This window comes from Providencia sp. 2024EL-00732 (assembly GCF_044006275.1).
Classification (GTDB): domain Bacteria; phylum Pseudomonadota; class Gammaproteobacteria; order Enterobacterales; family Enterobacteriaceae; genus Providencia; species Providencia huashanensis.
Window position 1 is genome coordinate 1,049,402 of sequence record NZ_JBIPDG010000001.1, and the last position, 17,973, is coordinate 1,067,374.

Below are 17,973 nucleotides of genomic sequence, written 5' to 3' on the forward strand. Positions count from 1 at the left end.
AATGGAATTATCCTCACTGACCGCTGTATCCCCGATTGACGGCCGTTACGGTGATAAAGTCAGCGCTTTACGCACTATATTTAGTGAGTTTGGCTTACTGAAATTTCGTGTGCAAGTTGAAGTTCGTTGGCTACAAAAACTGGCTGCAACCGCTGAAATCAAAGAAGTTCCTTCATTTGATAATGACGCAATCGCTTACTTAGATGAAATTGTCGCGAACTTCTGTGAAAAAGACGCAATGCGCATTAAAGAGATTGAGCGTACAACTAACCATGACGTTAAAGCAGTAGAATATTTCCTAAAAGAAAAAGTGGCAAATATCCCTGCACTACACGCCGTCTCTGAATTTATTCACTTTGCTTGTACATCAGAAGATATCAATAACCTTTCTCATGCTTTAATGTTAAAAACAGCGCGTGAAGAAGTCTTATTACCACAATGGCGCCAAATAATTGATAAAGTTAAAGCGATGGCACATGAGTACCGCAACTTGCCGTTGCTATCTCGCACCCATGGCCAGCCAGCAACACCATCGACTATTGGTAAAGAATTCGCCAACGTCGCCTATCGTTTAGAGCGCCAATATCGTCAGTTACAACAGGTTGAGATTTTAGGTAAAATTAACGGTGCTGTCGGTAACTATAATGCCCATATGGTCGCTTACCCTGAAGTTAACTGGCACGAGTTTAGTGAAACCTTCGTAACCTCTTTAGGTATCCAGTGGAACCCATTCACCACACAAATCGAACCTCATGACTATATTGCGGAACTATTTGATTGTGTCGCACGTTTTAACACGATTGTGTTAGATTTCGACCGTGACATTTGGGGTTACATCGCATTAAACCATTTCAAACAAAAAACAGTAGCTGGTGAAATCGGTTCTTCTACAATGCCACATAAAGTCAACCCTATCGATTTCGAAAATTCTGAAGGTAACTTAGGTTTAGCTAATGCTGTATTAGGTCACCTAGCCAGTAAACTGCCAGTTTCTCGTTGGCAACGTGACTTAACAGACTCCACAGTATTACGTAACTTAGGTGTAGGTTTAGGCTATGCTTTAATAGCCTATCAATCGACCATGAAAGGTTTAAACAAACTGGAAGTGAACGAACAGCACCTGTTGGATGAATTAAACCAAAATTGGGAAGTCTTAGCCGAGCCAATTCAAACCGTTATGCGCCGCTATGGCATTGAAAAACCTTATGAAAAACTGAAAGAACTTACCCGAGGTAAGCGTGTTACCGCTGAGGGGATGAAACAGTTTATTGATGGTTTAGAACTGCCAGAGCATGAAAAAGCGCGCCTCAAAGAAATGACACCTGCTAACTATATTGGTTACGCTGTCACTTTTATTGATGAGCTTAAATAAAACTGATTTAGACTATTTCGGCGGCCTCTGTGCCGCCTTTTTTTACTGATTTGTCTTACCTCTTAATTCCAAAAGCCAACTTCGTCGATAACCTACGTCAAAAACGCGCTGACTTACTAAGAATACGCTATTTTTAGGGTTTGTTTGACTTATATTTACTTAAACGCTTGTTGTTATTCAGAACTCTTTTTACCATAGTGCTACTATTATCATTAATAGCAACTATCATTTCCTTACTGTGAGGGTTTCAGATGCGTATTTTAATCGTCGAAGACAATGCATTACTTCGCCACCATCTAACGGTTCAGCTGAAAGAGCTTGGTCATCAAGTTGATTCCGCTGAAGACGCAAAAGAAGCGGATTACTTTTTGCATGAAAGTTGCCCTGATATTGCAGTTGTCGACTTAGGTTTACCTGAAGAAGACGGCCTTTCAATGATCAAACGCTGGCGCGGTGCGCATGTAAATATCCCAATTTTAGTTCTCACTGCACGTGAAAGCTGGCAAGAAAAAGTTCAAGCTTTAAACAGCGGCGCTGATGATTACGTCACTAAACCTTTCCAACTAGAAGAACTCGTCGCAAGAATGCAGGCACTGATGCGAAGAAATAGCGGCCTAGCCTCACAGGTATTAGAACTAGGTAATTTTGTTATTGATTTATCACGCAAAGAATTCACCGTTAACGGTGAAGCCGTCAAATTAACCGCTTTTGAATATACCATCATCGAAACCTTACTACGCAACAATGGCAAAGTCGTCAGCAAAGATTCATTAATGCGCCAACTTTACCCCGATGCTGAACTAAGAGAAAGCCATACAATCGATGTGTTAATGGGGCGATTAAGAAAAAAAATACAGCAATTTCATAGTGATGATGTAATTGTCACCGTTCGTGGTCAAGGCTATCGTTTTGATGTGAATGGCTAATATGCAGTTAGGTAAATTTAAATTTAAGCCCCTTTCGCTTCGAGCACGTTTTTTATGTGCAACCTCTGCGGTCATTTTGGCACTCACTTTGTCTTACGGTATCGTTGCCATATTGGGCTATTTAATTAGCTTTGATAAAACAACTTACACCCTTTTGCGTAGTCAAAGTAACTTAATTTATAGCTTGGCACAGTGGCAAAATAATAAAATTGATATCCGTGTTCCCCCTAACTTCACGTTAAATAACCCCACATTAGTGATTATTTATGATGATCAAGGGCAAGTATTATGGCGTCAACGCGATGTGCCTAGCGTTGAAAGGCTGATCCGAAATGATTGGCTAAAAAAGGAAGGGTTATATGAGATTGATACTGACATCCGTGAAACCCGTCAACTGCTTAATGATAACCCTGAGCTAAATAATAAACTGGATGATATGGACAATGATGATGAGCCACTCACCCATTCTGTATCAGTCAGCCAATATGCCGCCAGCGAAAACCTACCAAACCTAACCATTGTCGTGGTGGATACACTTCCACAAGACTTGCAAAATACAGGTCTAGTCTGGGAATGGTTTGGCTATGTGTTACTTGCTAATTTAATTTTAGTTATCCCATTATTATGGCTAGCGGCTTATTGGAGCTTACGCCCAATTAAATCATTAGTTTCACAGCTTGGTAGCTTAGAAAAGGGGGAACGAGATACACTCGATGAAAACCCGCCTTCAGAACTTCGAGGGTTAGTCCGTAACCTCAATATTTTATTAACTAACGAGCGGAAACGTTATAGTAAATACCGAACCACGCTTTCTGACCTGACCCATAGCCTTAAAACCCCATTGGCAGTATTACAATCGACCCTACGCTTGTTACGTTCGGGTAAACAGATGAATATTGACCAAGCAGAACCTATTATGCTTGAACAAATTGGCAGGATCTCACAACAGGTCGGCTACTATTTGCACCGCGCTTCTACACAAGGTGATGAAAACATGATGTTGCGTGAAATTTCATCTGTTCCATCAATATTAGATAGCTTAGCGAGCGCCTTGCATAAAGTTTACCAGCACAAAGGAGTTGCTATCACAGTAGAAGTTTCTCCAGAAATCACTTGGCTCGGTCAGCCTAATGACTTTATGGAAGTCATGGGTAATATTATGGAAAATGCATGCAAATATTGCCTAGAATTTGTCGAAGTCACTGCGGTGACTGGGCCTGATAGCCTAACGTTAATTGTTGATGATGACGGCCCTGGCGTCCCGGAAAGCAAACGCAGTTTAATTTTCGTTCGAGGCCAACGTGCCGATACCCTTCGTCCAGGCCAAGGTCTCGGCTTATCCATCGCGGTCGACATTATTGACCAATATGATGGGGAGATCACAATTAGTGATAGCCCGCTCGGTGGTGCTCGCTTAGCCGTCACATTTAGGCAGCAATCTATGATCGAAGATAGTTAATCTGTGATATTAACCCACTTATTCCCTATTTTATGATACGTTTCCGGTATACTATTTAGGGAGTCTTATTACTAGGGGCTGCTCCAATACTGCTATCTATATTCATATAAATAGCAGCCCTCAATAATTATGGCTAACCTAATTTATTTAAAAGAAGTACTAAGTGACTTACTTCATATATAAAGGTCATTTCGTACCATTATGGCCTGTGGTATTGCCGTAACACCATCCGCAATATTCAACAGCTCCAAGGGACAATAAGATGGATTACAAACTAAATCTAGACTGGCAAAGTTTTCTGGATAGCCACTGGCAGAAGCGCCCACTGCTTATCAAAAAAGGGTTTGCAAATTTTATTGATCCTATCTCACCTGATGAACTTGCAGGTTTGGCGATGGAAGATGAGGTTGATAGCCGTTTAGTCAGCCATAAAGAAGGAATTTGGCAAGTAAGTCATGGCCCATTTGAGAGTTATGATCATCTCGGTGAGAAAAATTGGTCTATTTTAGTCCAAGCCGTTGACCATTGGCACTATCCAAGTTCCGCTCTAATGAAGCCATTTCGTGTTCTCTCTGATTGGCGAATGGATGACTTAATGATCTCCTATTCGGTTCCTGGTGGTGGTGTAGGCCCTCATCTTGACCAATACGATGTATTTATTATTCAAGGTGAAGGTCGTCGTCGTTGGCGTGTTGGGGAAAAAATCCCGATGAAACAACATTGCCCTCACCCTGACTTACTACAAGTTCAACCTTTTGATGCCATCATTGATGAAGAAATGGAGCCCGGTGATATTTTGTATATCCCACCAGGGTTCCCGCATGAAGGCTATGCAATTGAGCCATCATTAAACTATTCAGTAGGCTTTCGAGCCCCTAATACGCGTGAGTTAATCAGTAGTTTTGCCGACCATTTAATTTCGAATGATTTAGGCAGCTACCGTTACAGCGACCCTGATTTATCATTCCGTGATAACCCTGCGGAAATTTTACAAGGGGAACAAATTAAATTACGCGAAATGATGGAGTCTCTGATTAATGACCCTGACCTGTTCCGTAAATGGCTTGGTGAATTCATTTCACAATCTCGCCATGAACTAGACATTGCACCACCAGAACCGCCTTATGAGCATGACGAAATCTATGACTTGCTAAAAACACAACAGGAAACCCTATACAAACTAAACGGGCTCCGAGCATTGCGTGTTGGTGACCAATTTTTTGTTAATGGTGAATGTTTAGAGACCCAGTGCTATGAAGCTGCTGATAGCCTATGTCGTTATGATGCGGTAAACAGCAAAATTTTAGCTGATGCTATCGATGACGTTAACTTTATCGCGCTCATTACCGCATTAGTGAATAATGGTTATTGGTATTTTGATGATTAGTCCATTTTATAAACATTAAATTTACCGAAAACACCCCCAATATTGGTAAAACAATTATTGGGGGTTAAATTTTATTCATTACATTCTAGTTAGCATATAACTTTTATTATCATTCCCAGTTAAACCGAAGCCACCCCCTTTCCCTTTAGATATCTTTATGAATATCTATAAAGTTTGCTTTCCTGTTTATTTTACTTCCGTATCAATAACATTGATAAAAAATTAAGCCTCACAAATAGGCACTCAAAGATAAAGTGTTTTTAAAATTTAATTCTAGAATATTTTTGCTTAGACCGATTAAGCTTGGGCGAATAATTAATAACCTTTCAATGATTATAACTTTATGAATATAGAAACTTTTTTAGCTTTATCCCTGTTTTCATTTGTAACATCCATTACCCCAGGCCCTAATAATATTATGTTACTTGCTTCAGGGGTCAACTTTGGTTTTCAAAAAACGTTACCACATTCGCTTGGTGTTTCAATTGGCTTTTTCATCATGCTTATTGCTGTTGGCTTAGGTGTTGGTGCACTCATTCAATCATTACCACTTGTTTATTCAACATTAAAATACATTGGTATTATTTATTTATTTTGGCTCGCATGGAAAACAACCATCAGCCATTCTATTGCTCAAGTAAATCAGCAAGACATAAAGCCATTAACATTACTTGAGGCTTCATTATTTCAATGGATTAACCCTAAAGCATGGATGATGGCGATATCAGGGATGGCAATGTATACCAATACGATAGAACCTTATATCTCAATATTATTAGTTGCCATCATATTTGCTTTGATAAACTGGCCATGTGTGGCTATTTGGGCAATGTTTGGTAGTAAATTAAGAGAAAAACTGAAGCAACCTAGTACATTAAAACGTTTTAACTTAGTGATGGGTATTTTACTCGCACTAAGTGGTATATCCGTGCTATTGCAATGAAATACCCATAACATAAAACGGAAATTATCCCGCTTGCTCAATAACCTCAGCTCAGTACTTATTGTACTGAGCTTAACAGGTTCATTAAGCCCCTCATGACTGGCGGGCGTGTATTGCGGTAAGTTCAGCAATACGCATAATGACACTAACGGCCTGCTCCATGCCTTCTTGGGTGATAAACTCATGTTTACTATGAAAATTATACCCCCCAGTAAAAATATTTGGGCACGGCAAGCCACGATGTGAAAGCTGAGCACCATCAGTTCCACCGCGGATAGGTTGAATAATAGGGTTAATATCACAATCAATCATGGCCTGTTTTGCTAATTCAACCACATGTGGGTATTTCATTACTTCTTTGTGCATATTGTAGTAGGTATCGTCCAATGTCAGCTCGATATAACAGCTCGGGTGTAAGCCTTCCCCTACTTTTTCAGCAATTCGAATAATGTTTTTCTTTCTTGCTTCGAAGCTTACCAAGTCAAAGTCACGAATAATATAGTTCAGTTCTGCTTTTTCTACCGTTCCCTTCATCGATGTTAAATGATAGAAACCTTCATATCCATCCGTCTTTTCGGGAGTTTCATCTGCGGGTAACATCGAATGAATACGGTTAGCTAGCCCTAAAGCATTTACCATCACCCCTTTAGCATTTCCAGGGTGTGTATTGTTCCCGACTATTTTGATTGATACATTCGCCGCATTGAAGTTTTCATATTCTAATTCACCAACACCACCGCCATCGACAGTATAAGCCCACAATGCATCAAATTGCTTGAAATCAATATGGCGAGCGCCACGCCCAATTTCTTCATCAGGGGTAAATGCTAAACAAATTTTACCATGTGGAATATTGTTTCCTTTTAGGCGCACTAATGCTGTAATAATCTCCGCAATACCCGCCTTATCATCAGCACCAAGTAGCGTCTTACCATCAGTCATAATTAATGTTTTCCCAATCATTTCATGTAAAACTGGGAACATGACAGGGGATAACACTTCATCACCAATCCCAAGGGCAATATCACCACCTCGGTAATTTTCGAGTACTTGTGGGCAAACATTTTTCCCCGAAAAATCAGGTGCCGTATCTAAGTGTGAAATAAAACCAATAGTTGGAACATCCCAATCAACGTTTGACGGCAAATAGGCCATCAAGCAACCTTGATCACTGAGTGTTACCTTTTCGAAACCTAAGTCAATCAGTTCTTTCATTAATGCGCGTGCAAACTTTAGCTGACCGGCACTACTAGGCACTGTTTTAGCATTCAATTTTGATTGCGTATCAAAAGCCGTATATTCAAAAAACCGCTCCAAGAGTTTGTCCATACCCTTCCCCCTCAAATATCAATGTCTGTATTATGGGAAAGATCACAGATTCAATTATTGTCTCAAATCAGCTTTGCTGTTAATGCTTGCAGGTTTTCGCAATAAATCTTTAATGAAATTTATTTTTTACACACTATTTTGATTTTCTCTTGCAACTAACCATTTTTAATACCTAAGACTAGTTAGGGGAATAATTAAATTGTATTATTTTATTAGCCCCTATATTTGTTAGTTAAAACAGTGAATTAAGTTAGATATCATTTATCAATTGCACTAATTACCTATTATTATTTATTAATACTGTGCTATATCTGACGCATTATTATTTCGTTTATTATTTTTTATAATAATTAATGTAATTTTTATTCAAGTTATCGGGACGTTTATGTCAAAAACATATTTGATTTATGGTGTGAGTAAAGGATTGGGCAAAGCACTTGTTGAAGGTATTCCCACAAATGAAGAGCTGGTTTACGGCGTCTCTCGTTCCAAACCCCCGTTTGAGCAAAGTAATTTTACTTGGCTCCCCGCTGACCTAAATGATAGCCAGTCTGCTAATATCATTAAAGATAAGGTTAAAGAACAACCGATTAACACCTTAATTTACAATGTAGGAATTTGGGAAAACTTGGCTTTTAGTGACGATTACCAGTTTGAAACAACTGATGACCTTGAGTTACTCAATATTATCCAGACGAATATCAGCGCCTGTTTATTAAATTTAAAAATGCTATTACCTAATTTACGCTCAGCTGAAAACAGTAAAATAATTTTAATTGGCTCTACATGGGGGCTAGATAATCATAATGGTAAAGAAGTTGCATTTTCCGCCACAAAATATGCCTTAAGGGGAATAGTACAATCGCTAAGGGAAACATTACGTGAAGATAAAATTGGCATTTCTATCATAAACTTAGGTTATCTTGCTACAGAATACCCATTGTCTGTCCCTGTGGCTGAGGTTATTGAGAAGAGTCACGGGCAATTGATCCCATTACAAGATGTTGTCAATGCAGTACGTTTTATCCTAAGCACCAGTAATGCTACCTGTGTTAAGGAAATCACAATGCCGGCGATGATGGATTTAAATGTATAAAGAGGAATAGCTAAGGGAAATGACCGTTTCCCTTAGCCTGAAGTTGACTTATTTCGTTGTGCTTTTTACCTGTAATTCTGTAATAAGCTTATTAATATATTCCACTACAATTTTACTGGCTAAGCCGTAGTGCTTTTCATCAAACTCACTTTCTACCTGACTCGGTTCTAAATTTAATTCAACTGTATGTGCACCATGTAACTTCGCTTCATGAACAAAGCCCGCTGCCGGATACACATGGCCTGATGTACCAATTGAAATAAAAATAGTCGCTGATTCAATAGATTGATAAATATAATCCATGCCAATAGGCATTTCACCAAACCAAACAATATGTGGACGTAATGGCTGTGGAAACTGACAGCAGTGGCAACGGTCTTCCACTGATAAATCCCCTTTCCACTCGACAACCTGATTTGACCAGTTACAACGTACCTTTAATAATTCACCATGCATATGGATGATACGCTGACTCCCGGCTCTTTCATGTAAATTATCAATATTTTGAGTGATCAATAAAAAGCGATCGCCAAGTAACTCTTCAAGCTGAGCTAAAGCATAATGCGCCGCATTAGGCTTGATATTTTCTTGCTGTAATTGCCGACGACGCTCATTATAAAAACGTTGAACCAGTTTAGGGTTACGTTCGAAACCTTCCGGCGTTGCAACGTCTTCAACGCGGTGCTCTTCCCATAAACCATCCGCAGAACGAAATGTTTGGATCCCTGACTCAGCTGAAATCCCCGCACCAGTCAATACGACAATATTCACATTTTTCATATTATTTAATCTGTTATCTATATAAAAAGACCGGTTGCGAAGTCGCTGGCGACGTACACATTTATTTTTACGAGCTTTTTTTAATCTATAACGAAATCGCAACATCAAAAACTTCCTTTCATCCATGTAACTAATAAACTTGACACCTAGACGAGGCCGAGTACTTGTTTAACGCTGTATTTAGCGGCTCTACTCTCTGATTTATCATTAGTGTACAAATAAATATGCTTCTATATATTTTTATTAGTATATCTCACATTTACATATTCAACTTTGCACTATCTTAATGTTAACACACTAGAACTCATCACAATGACGAATGCAAATAAAAATATCGAGGGCATCGAACTTGTCACTTTTTCTTCATAAAACTGACATCTTTCTTTCATATTAATCCCCAATATCCCTAGAACTGTAAAACAATAAAAAAAACCTTCTTGATATGACTACCTACGGTTAATATACCGCTCGTCGATTTTGCTGTAATGATTATTCACCATTAAAAGGGATTGCATGGAAAAGTTTTTCGAAAAAACAATGTATGCTTCACGCTGGATTTTAGCGCCAATTTATTTCGGGCTTTCACTGACACTGTTGGCATTAACTATTAAGTTCTTTCAAGAACTGTTCCATATTTTGCCGAATATTTTAGCAATACCAGAGGCAGATCTCATCCTCACATTGCTCTCATTAATTGATATGGCATTAGTCGGTGGGTTATTAGTGATGGTGATGTTTTCAGGATATGAAAACTTTGTCTCCCAAATGGATATCCCAGAAGAAAGTGAAAAGTTAGGTTGGCTAGGTAAAATGGATGCCTCGTCACTGAAGAATAAAGTGGCTGCATCTATTGTCGCAATTTCATCAATTCACTTATTGAAAATTTTTATGGACTTAAAAAGCGTTTCGAACGATAAACTAATGTGGTATGTGATCATTCATTTAACCTTTGTTTTATCTGCTTTTGTCATGGGCTATTTAGATAAAATGACTAAAAAATAGCAACATGACCGCCTATAGCTACAGCTCTGATTAAAACTAATTTAATAGCCTATTTTATCAATAATAGGCTATTAAACGCCCCCTCTAACGCATCTTTAACACACTGAATACTCGCCATTTATGCTATCCTAACCACCTACTTGCCTATTGATTATAAGGAATATTTTAATGAGCGAGCACTTTGTCGGTAAATATGAAGCTGAAATTAAATTTCGGTTACCAAACCCTGAGAGTTTTCTACAAAAAATAAAAGCCGACCAAGCTGAACCATTTACTGAAAATAATTCAGAAACTGATTATTTCTATGACAGTGAAAATTCGCCACTTGCAGCGAATAATATTAGCATGTGTGTTCGTGAGATGGTTCCGTCAGGGATTAAGTTATGGATAGTCAAGGGCCCAGGTTCTTCCGAATGTAAAGCAATTAATATTGATGACTGCCAACATGTGCAAAATATGTTAGTAACACTAGGTTATCACTGTAGTTTGGTGACAACAAAAGTTCGTAGTATTTACTTCCTGAATGATGTTCATATCACCATAGACCATCTTGCTGGCATCGGTTGGTTTGCCGAATTCGCTATCATGACGGACGATAGTCGTTTACTCAAACACTTATATAACAAATTATTAAGTGTTGCGATGACATATGGTTTCACGGAAGCGATGATTGAAAAGCGTAGCTATAAACAAATGTTCTTAGAAACACAAACCCAATAAAGAAGCCAATCACCTTAAAGCCTATTGCTAAGGTGATTGGCTGAGTGTGCACTGATTATTGACCACTAAGGATGCGAGCTGGGTCTAATTTGCTTGCTCGGCGAGCTGGGTACCAACTTGCCACCAAACTTAAAATAATCGTTGTGATTAAAACATAGACCACATCCATCATATGCAATTCAGAAGGCAGAAAATCGATAAAGTAAACATCTCCAGATAGAATTGGGTGACCGACTACTTTTTCTATCCCTTTGATTATAGTTGTTAAATTTAAGGATATCGTTATACCTAATACAACACCAATCAAAGAGCCAACTAAGCCACCTAACAACCCATACCATAAGAAAATAGCACGGATTTGCCCATCCTTAGCCCCTAGCGTCCGTAGTACAGCAATATCACTGCTTTTATCTTTAACTGCCATCACAAGAGTCGATACAATATTAAAGCATGCAACGCCAATCACTAGGATCATAGCTAAGTACATAATACTTCTAACCATTTGAATATCATTGTACATATAGCCGTAATCACCAATCCAGCTTTTAACGATGACATGATGCATTGTCTTTAACCCAGCATCATAAACCACCTTATCGGCGATAAAAGGATCTGTTGCTTTAATTTCGAAACCTGTCACGCCATCACCGTAATCAAGGTATTCTTGAGCATCCGCAAGCGGCACTAAAGCAAGTTGGTGATCCAATAAACCACTAAGCTTAAACACCCCCGTTACCTGAACACGAATACGTTTAGGCTGTTGGATTTTCAAACTTTCATCCGTATTGGGGATCATGATTGTAACCCAGTCCCCTTCCTTAACATTCAATGCATTAGCAACGCCTTGCCCCAAAATAATGGATTGTTTCCCTGCTTCAAAATGCTCCCATGCATCGTTAAGGATAAACTGTGGCAATGCACTAACTTGCGATTGCGTTTCGCGAGAAACTCCCATCACTTGGATTGCTTTTAAATTCGTCCCCCGCTCAAGCAACCCTGTAAAATTGATGTATGGGCTCACGGCTTCCACACCTGGGGTTTTGCGAATGACTTGTTCAGCAAAATCTAAATCTTTATAAGGGGGCTTTACTGCATATATCTGGCCATGTGGGACCACAGATAGCACACGGTTATTTAATTCGCGCTCAAAACCATTCATGGCACTCAAGCCGATGACTAAAACAGCAACGCCAAGCACAATACCCAATGTCGACACTATCGACACCAAAGAAACCAACCCCGTCCGACGGCGACCACGACTAAAGCGTAACGCTGTTAATAATGTAAGAGGCATTTTAAACATTACCGAGCCCCCAAGGTAACTTCCTGTTGTAAGTGCCCGTCACGCATTTCCAATTGGCGGGATAAACGGCGCGCCAATGTCATATCATGAGTGACAACTAAAAAAGCAGTACGTTGTGTACGATTTAGCTCCCCCAATAACTCAAAAATGGCATCTGCGTTACGTAAATCAAGATTCCCCGTTGGTTCATCAGCTAATACTAAAGCGGGCTCATTAACCAACGCTCTGGCGATTGCCACCCGTTGACGCTCCCCCCCTGATAACTCAGATGGCCTATGCCCTGCACGATGTGCCAAACCTACCGCTTCTAACATTTCTGTCGCTTTAGTCAATGCCAATTCTTTTGCAGCACCACCAATTAACAGTGGCATAGCCACATTTTCAAGAGCCGTAAAGTCAGGTAGTAGGTGGTGGAACTGATAAATAAAGCCTAAATCCTTATTTCGAATAGCAGCGCGTTCATCAGAAGACAATTGATTAATATGCTGCCCACGAAAAATTACATTCCCTTCAGATGGCGTATCTAAACCACCAAGTAAATGTAATAAGGTACTTTTACCAGACCCGGAGCTCCCCACAATGGCCATCATTTCGCCAAGCCCCATAGAAAAGCTGACATTTTTTAGCACTTGCGTAGACAATGCCCCTTCTTGATAGGTTTTATTTAAATTTTCACAGACAAGAAGTGGTTGTTTATTCATAACGTAAAGCCTCAGCAGGTTGGACCGCTGCTGCACGCCAAGAAGGATAAAGCGTCGCAAGCAGTGAAATCAGCATCGCACTTAGTGCAATAATTAAAATACCTGAGTAATCAAGTACAATCGGTAGAGATACACCTTTTGGTAATAAACCAATCAGTGGCATGATAAAATTTAACTGACTAGACAATAGTGTACCAAGTACCGTCCCCACTAATGAGCCAATCACCCCTGCGCCTGCGCCTTGGATCATAAAGATGGCTAAAATACGCCAGCGTTTTAGACCGAGGGTTTTTAATATTGCAACTTCACCTTGTTTTTCCATCACCAGAAGTGATAACGAAGTGATAATATTAAAAGCTGCCACCGCAATAATTAGGCTAAGTAGTAAACCCATCATATTTTTTTCCATGCGTACAGCTTGAAAAAACTCCCCTTTGCGTTCTCGCCAATCCGTCCATACCAACCCGCTAGGCAATGCTTGCTTACTTAGTTCATCCACTTTTAAAGGTTCATCTAAATACAAACGCCACCCAGTAATACGACCAGCTGGATAACGCAACATACGTGCTGCATCTTGCTGCGCAACAATCAATTCACTGGTATCCGCTTCGCCATTGGTTTGGAAAATACCTGCGACGTTAAACAAACGCTGACTTGGAATACGCCCCATTGGCGTTAACTGGCTCACACCCGGAATGATTAAACGGACTTCATCCCCCCGCTTAACTCCTAAATTTTCCGCCAGTTTATTCCCCAAAAACACATTGTAGCTACCTGCTTTTAGGTCCTCTCGTTGGCCACTAATCAGTTTGTCTAATAGCAAAGAAGGTTCTGTTGGTTCGATTCCCCCCATCATTCCAACACCAACATTGGTGCGGCTTTGTAGTACGACATCAGATTGTACAATGGGAGCTATGTGGTTAACCCCTTTTAAATTCTGTAAGGCCTTTATGGGGTGTTGGGCTGGGTCGATATTTCCAGATGCTGAGGTTAAAATTGCCTGCGGCATATAAGCAAGTATGCTATCTTGTAGCGATCGCTCGAAACCATTCATCACTGATGTAACCGTAATTAATGCCGTAACGCCCAGTGTGATGCCGATTGCTGACAAACTGGAAACAAAGCGCCCGAATTTATCGGCAGCGCGTCCACGTAAATAGCGTAGACCTATAAATAATGAGACAGATTGGTGCATGAAGTCTATGATGCCCCTGTTGCCAAAGCGAAGTGTTCAGCGATAATAAAGGGTACGATTGATGAATGGAACCACTCACGGGTATTTTTTCTTATTTGAGTGCCTTTTTGTCTGACTTTCAGACAAATTACGAGTTAAAACCGATTGTATTATTGTGAATTTTATTGTTTAACTATCTATTGGTTAATTTAAGTATTAATCATAAAAAAACTGGCTATCATTATATTGAATTTTGTTTAATTGCTTAACTAATCGCTGTGAGATACCAAAGATTTCTATGTCGTCAAAATTTCGTTATGAACTCCCTAGTCGTAGTGGCGATGTCCGCCATTTAGGTTGCCTTATCGGGGCGGCTGGTGCGCTTGAATGTGGAGAAATGATCCAACGTCATCAAGGGCCTGTTGTTATTGTCACTCGTGATATGCAAAATACTTTGCGCTTACGTGATGAAATTCAACAGTTTACACATCACCCTATTGAAACCCTTTCTGATTGGGAAACATTGCCTTATGACAATTTCTCCCCACATCAAGAAATCATTTCTCATCGTTTATCAACACTATACCGCTTACCATCTATGCAAAAAGGCGCATTAATCCTTCCGGTTAATACGCTTATGCAGAAAGTTTGTCCCCCTGATTTTTTAACTAGCCATGCATTGGTCATGGCAAAAGGCGATAAACTTTCCCGTGATAATTTACGTGCCGAATTAGACAAAGCAGGCTATCGCCATGTTGAGCAAGTTCTAGAGCATGGCGAGTATGCAACCCGTGGGGCGTTATTAGATTTATTCCCAATGGGCAGTACATTACCATTTCGTATTGATTTCTTTGATGATGAAATTGATAGTTTGCGAACTTTTGACGTTGACTCACAACGAACACTTGAGGAAGTTAGCCATATCAATCTCCTCCCTGCTCACGAGTTTCCAACAGATAAAGACGCAATTGAACGTTTCCGTAGCCAGTGGCGGGAACGCTTTGACGTTCGCCGTGACCCAGAGCACATTTACCAGCAAGTCAGTAAAAATACGTTACCAACTGGTATCGAATATTGGCAGCCTTTATTTTTTTCACAGCCTCTGCCCTCGTTATTTGATTATTTACCGTCATCTAGTTTATTGGTTTCACAAAATCTACAAGAAGCCGCAGAACGCTTTCAACTCGATACGTTGCAACGTTACGATAGCCGTAGGGTTGACCCAATGCGGCCATTACTCCCCCCTACAGACTTATGGTTAACCGTTGAACAGCTCAACCAATCATTAAAACAATGGCCTCGTGTTCAATTATCCGCTGAATCTTTAGCTCCCAAAGCTGCTAATACGAATTTAGACTATTTACCGCTACCGGACATCAGTACTCAAGGCCAAAGCAAGACCCCTTTAGACAAACTTCGTCAATTCACGGAACAGTTTGATGGCAAGATCATCTTTTCTGTGGAAAGTGAAGGTCGCCGTGAAACAGTCACGGAACTGTTAGCTCGCTTGAAAATTCGCCCTGAAATTATTGATCATTACGCAAGTCACATTGATAGCCGTTTTGCTATTACTATCGGCGCAGCTGAGCATGGTTTTATTCAAGTCGATGCCCATAAAGCGTTGATATGCGAAAGCGACCTGTTAGGTGAACGCGTTGTTCGTCGTCGTACTGATAACCGCCGAACAATTAATACCGATACACTGATCCGTAACTTAGCTGAATTACGTCCGGGGCAACCCGTCGTCCATATTGAACACGGCGTTGGTCGCTATCAAGGGTTAATCACCCTAGAAGCCGGTGGCATTAAAGCAGAATACTTAATCTTAACTTATGCAGGTGAAGATAAACTCTATGTTCCGGTCTCGTCACTGCATTTAATTAGCCGCTATGCAGGTGGTGCGGATGAAAATGCGCCATTACATAAGCTAGGCAGTGATAGCTGGGGACGTGCCCGCCAAAAAGCGGCTGAAAAAGTACGTGATGTTGCAGCAGAGCTGCTGGATATTTACGCACAGCGTGCAGCCAAAGCGGGCTTTGCCTTCAAACATGATAAAGAACAGTACCAAGAGTTTTGCCAAGGTTTTCCTTTCGAAACAACCCCTGACCAAGAGATGGCAATTAATGCTGTACTCAGTGATATGTGCCAACCATTAGCTATGGATAGGTTGGTATGCGGTGATGTTGGGTTCGGTAAAACCGAGGTGGCTATGCGTGCAGCATTCCTAGCTATCAACAATAATAAGCAGGTAGCTGTTTTAGTTCCAACCACCTTACTTGCACAACAGCATTATGATAATTTCAAAGACCGATTCGCCAATTGGCCTGTGCGTATAGAAATGTTGTCTCGCTTTAAAACGGCGAAAGAGCAGCAACAGATTATTGCTGAGACTGCAGAAGGCAAAGTTGATATTTTAATTGGTACTCATAAACTGCTACAAAGTGATTTAGTATGGAAAGATTTGGGCTTATTGGTAGTAGATGAAGAGCACCGCTTTGGCGTCCGTCATAAAGAACGAATAAAAGCTATGCGTGCAGACGTTGATATTTTAACACTTACAGCAACCCCTATTCCTCGGACACTGAATATGGCAATGAGTGGTATGCGCGATCTATCCATTATTGCCACGCCGCCAGCACGCCGTTTAGCTGTAAAAACCTTTGTTCGCCAATATGACGAGCTCGTGGTACGTGAAGCCATTTTACGTGAAACACTACGTGGGGGCCAAGTTTACTACTTATACAATGATGTTGAAAATATTGAAAAAGCCAAAGCGCGCCTTGAAGAACTAGTCCCTGAGGCTCGTTTCGTTGTTGGTCATGGCCAAATGCGGGAGCGGGAATTAGAACGGGTGATGACCGACTTCCATCATCAACGTTTTAATGTCTTGATATGTACGACTATTATCGAAACGGGTATCGATATTCCTACTGCAAATACCATTATCATTGAACGAGCTGACCATTTTGGGTTAGCACAATTGCATCAATTACGTGGTCGAGTCGGCCGGTCACACCACCAAGCTTATGCTTACTTACTCACACCGCATCCTAAAGCAATGACAACAGATGCCCACAAGCGTCTCGAAGCCATTTCTTCACTTGAAGATTTAGGGGCTGGGTTCGCACTAGCGACTCATGATTTAGAAATTCGAGGTGCAGGAGAATTACTTGGCGAAGACCAAAGCGGGCAGATGACAACTGTTGGCTTTACCTTATATATGGAACTGTTAGAAAGCGCGGTCGAGGCCCTAAAAGAAGGGCGTGAACCTTCACTGGAAGACTTAACTAGCCAACAAACTGAAGTTGAGCTACGGATGCCGGTTCTTTTGCCTGACGATTATATACACGATGTAAATATGCGACTGTCTTTTTATAAACGGATAGCCAGTGCAAAAGATAATCAAGAATTAAACGAATTACGTACCGAGTTAATTGACCGTTTTGGCACCCTCCCTGATGCAGGCAAGTTCCTTTTAACGTCTGCTGCAATTCGTTTGCAAGCTCAAGCTTTAGGTATTAAGCGCATTGAAGCCCATGAGAAAGGGGGGTTTATTGAGTTTAGTGAGAAAAATAAAGTCGAACCGGGCTTCTTGATCAGCTTGTTACAAAATCAACCACAAACTTATCGCTTAGAGGGTCCCGTCCGACTGAAGTTTTTCCATGATTTAGCGGAAAGGACAACTCGGCTTGAGTTTATAAAACAACTATTAACCAGTTTTGAAGAACACCAATTAACCTAAAAAACTCAAGGTGTAAAAATGTTACAGGCAATCAATTAA

General features: G+C 40.4%; 14 protein-coding genes. 9 read left to right on the forward strand and 5 right to left on the reverse strand.

Annotated features, from left to right (window positions below; genetic code table 11):
* Position 1 precedes the first annotated feature (1 nt).
* The 5 genes from purB (at position 2) to ACHB7C_RS04880 (ending at position 6,087) form a co-directional block, all read left to right on the forward strand.
* On the forward strand, positions 2-1,372 hold the full coding sequence (gene purB / locus ACHB7C_RS04860) for an adenylosuccinate lyase (RefSeq protein ID WP_042843471.1): 1,371 nt from the start codon (positions 2-4) through the stop codon (positions 1,370-1,372).
* Between the two features lie 251 nt (positions 1,373-1,623).
* Positions 1,624-2,298, forward strand: coding sequence for a two-component system response regulator PhoP (phoP, locus tag ACHB7C_RS04865; RefSeq protein ID WP_048607402.1), 675 nt, complete (start codon positions 1,624-1,626; stop codon positions 2,296-2,298).
* 1 nt (position 2,299) lies between these two features.
* Positions 2,300-3,757 (forward strand): two-component system sensor histidine kinase PhoQ, encoded by a 1,458-nt coding sequence (gene phoQ, locus ACHB7C_RS04870; protein WP_173424794.1) that lies wholly within the window; start codon positions 2,300-2,302, stop codon positions 3,755-3,757.
* A 262-nt stretch (positions 3,758-4,019) separates the two neighbouring features.
* Positions 4,020-5,144, forward strand: a complete 1,125-nt coding sequence (locus tag ACHB7C_RS04875) for a cupin domain-containing protein (protein WP_166686903.1) — start codon at positions 4,020-4,022, stop codon at positions 5,142-5,144.
* 343 nt (positions 5,145-5,487) lie between these two features.
* Positions 5,488-6,087 (forward strand): LysE family translocator, encoded by a 600-nt coding sequence (locus ACHB7C_RS04880; protein WP_042843467.1) that lies wholly within the window; start codon positions 5,488-5,490, stop codon positions 6,085-6,087.
* A 93-nt stretch (positions 6,088-6,180) separates the two neighbouring features.
* Here the strand turns inward: ACHB7C_RS04880 and pepT are convergent, their stop codons facing one another.
* Positions 6,181-7,416 carry a peptidase T gene (pepT, locus tag ACHB7C_RS04885; protein ID WP_042843466.1) on the reverse strand — a complete coding sequence of 412 codons (1,236 nt, stop codon included), beginning with the start codon at positions 7,414-7,416 and terminating at the stop codon, positions 6,181-6,183.
* Between the two features lie 385 nt (positions 7,417-7,801).
* Between pepT and ACHB7C_RS04890 the strand changes: the two genes are divergently transcribed.
* The gene (locus ACHB7C_RS04890; RefSeq protein WP_042843465.1) at positions 7,802-8,512 is read left to right on the forward strand and encodes an SDR family oxidoreductase; all 711 of its coding nucleotides are present in this window, start codon (positions 7,802-7,804) and stop codon (positions 8,510-8,512) included.
* 48 nt (positions 8,513-8,560) lie between these two features.
* Here ACHB7C_RS04890 and cobB read toward each other — a convergent pair whose 3' ends face one another.
* A complete protein-coding gene (gene cobB / locus ACHB7C_RS04895; RefSeq protein WP_042844305.1) occupies positions 8,561-9,394 on the reverse strand; it encodes a Sir2 family NAD+-dependent deacetylase in 834 nt (277 codons plus the stop codon).
* A 411-nt stretch (positions 9,395-9,805) separates the two neighbouring features.
* Between cobB and ACHB7C_RS04900 the strand changes: the two genes are divergently transcribed.
* Both ACHB7C_RS04900 and ACHB7C_RS04905 read left to right on the forward strand, forming a co-directional pair.
* Positions 9,806-10,294 carry a TIGR00645 family protein gene (locus ACHB7C_RS04900; RefSeq protein ID WP_042843464.1) on the forward strand — a complete coding sequence of 163 codons (489 nt, stop codon included), beginning with the start codon at positions 9,806-9,808 and terminating at the stop codon, positions 10,292-10,294.
* A gap of 168 nt (positions 10,295-10,462) precedes the next feature.
* Positions 10,463-11,014: a class IV adenylate cyclase gene (locus ACHB7C_RS04905; protein ID WP_048607406.1), complete on the forward strand. Its 552-nt coding sequence runs from the start codon at positions 10,463-10,465 to the stop codon at positions 11,012-11,014.
* Positions 11,015-11,069: 55 nt separating this feature from the next.
* On the opposite strand, the gene lolE is transcribed toward ACHB7C_RS04905, so the two are convergent.
* Genes lolE through lolC form a run of 3 tightly spaced genes read right to left on the reverse strand, consistent with a single transcriptional unit; the run spans position 11,070 to position 14,213 of the window.
* On the reverse strand, positions 11,070-12,317 hold the full coding sequence (gene lolE / locus ACHB7C_RS04910; protein ID WP_395346547.1) for a lipoprotein-releasing ABC transporter permease subunit LolE: 1,248 nt from the start codon (positions 12,315-12,317) through the stop codon (positions 11,070-11,072).
* Entirely contained in the window at positions 12,317-13,018 is a 702-nt protein-coding gene (gene lolD, locus ACHB7C_RS04915; protein WP_042843461.1) for a lipoprotein-releasing ABC transporter ATP-binding protein LolD, read from the reverse strand. Before lolD ends, lolE begins: the two co-directional genes overlap by 1 nt.
* The gene (gene lolC, locus ACHB7C_RS04920; protein WP_071548157.1) at positions 13,011-14,213 is read right to left on the reverse strand and encodes a lipoprotein-releasing ABC transporter permease subunit LolC; all 1,203 of its coding nucleotides are present in this window, start codon (positions 14,211-14,213) and stop codon (positions 13,011-13,013) included. The genes lolD and lolC overlap by 8 nt, the downstream gene beginning before the upstream one ends.
* Positions 14,214-14,490: 277 nt before the next feature.
* Here lolC and mfd point away from each other — a divergent pair, with 277 nt between their 5' ends.
* A complete protein-coding gene (mfd, locus tag ACHB7C_RS04925) occupies positions 14,491-17,934 on the forward strand; it encodes a transcription-repair coupling factor (protein ID WP_166685749.1) in 3,444 nt (1,147 codons plus the stop codon).
* Positions 17,935-17,973: the final 39 nt, after the last annotated feature.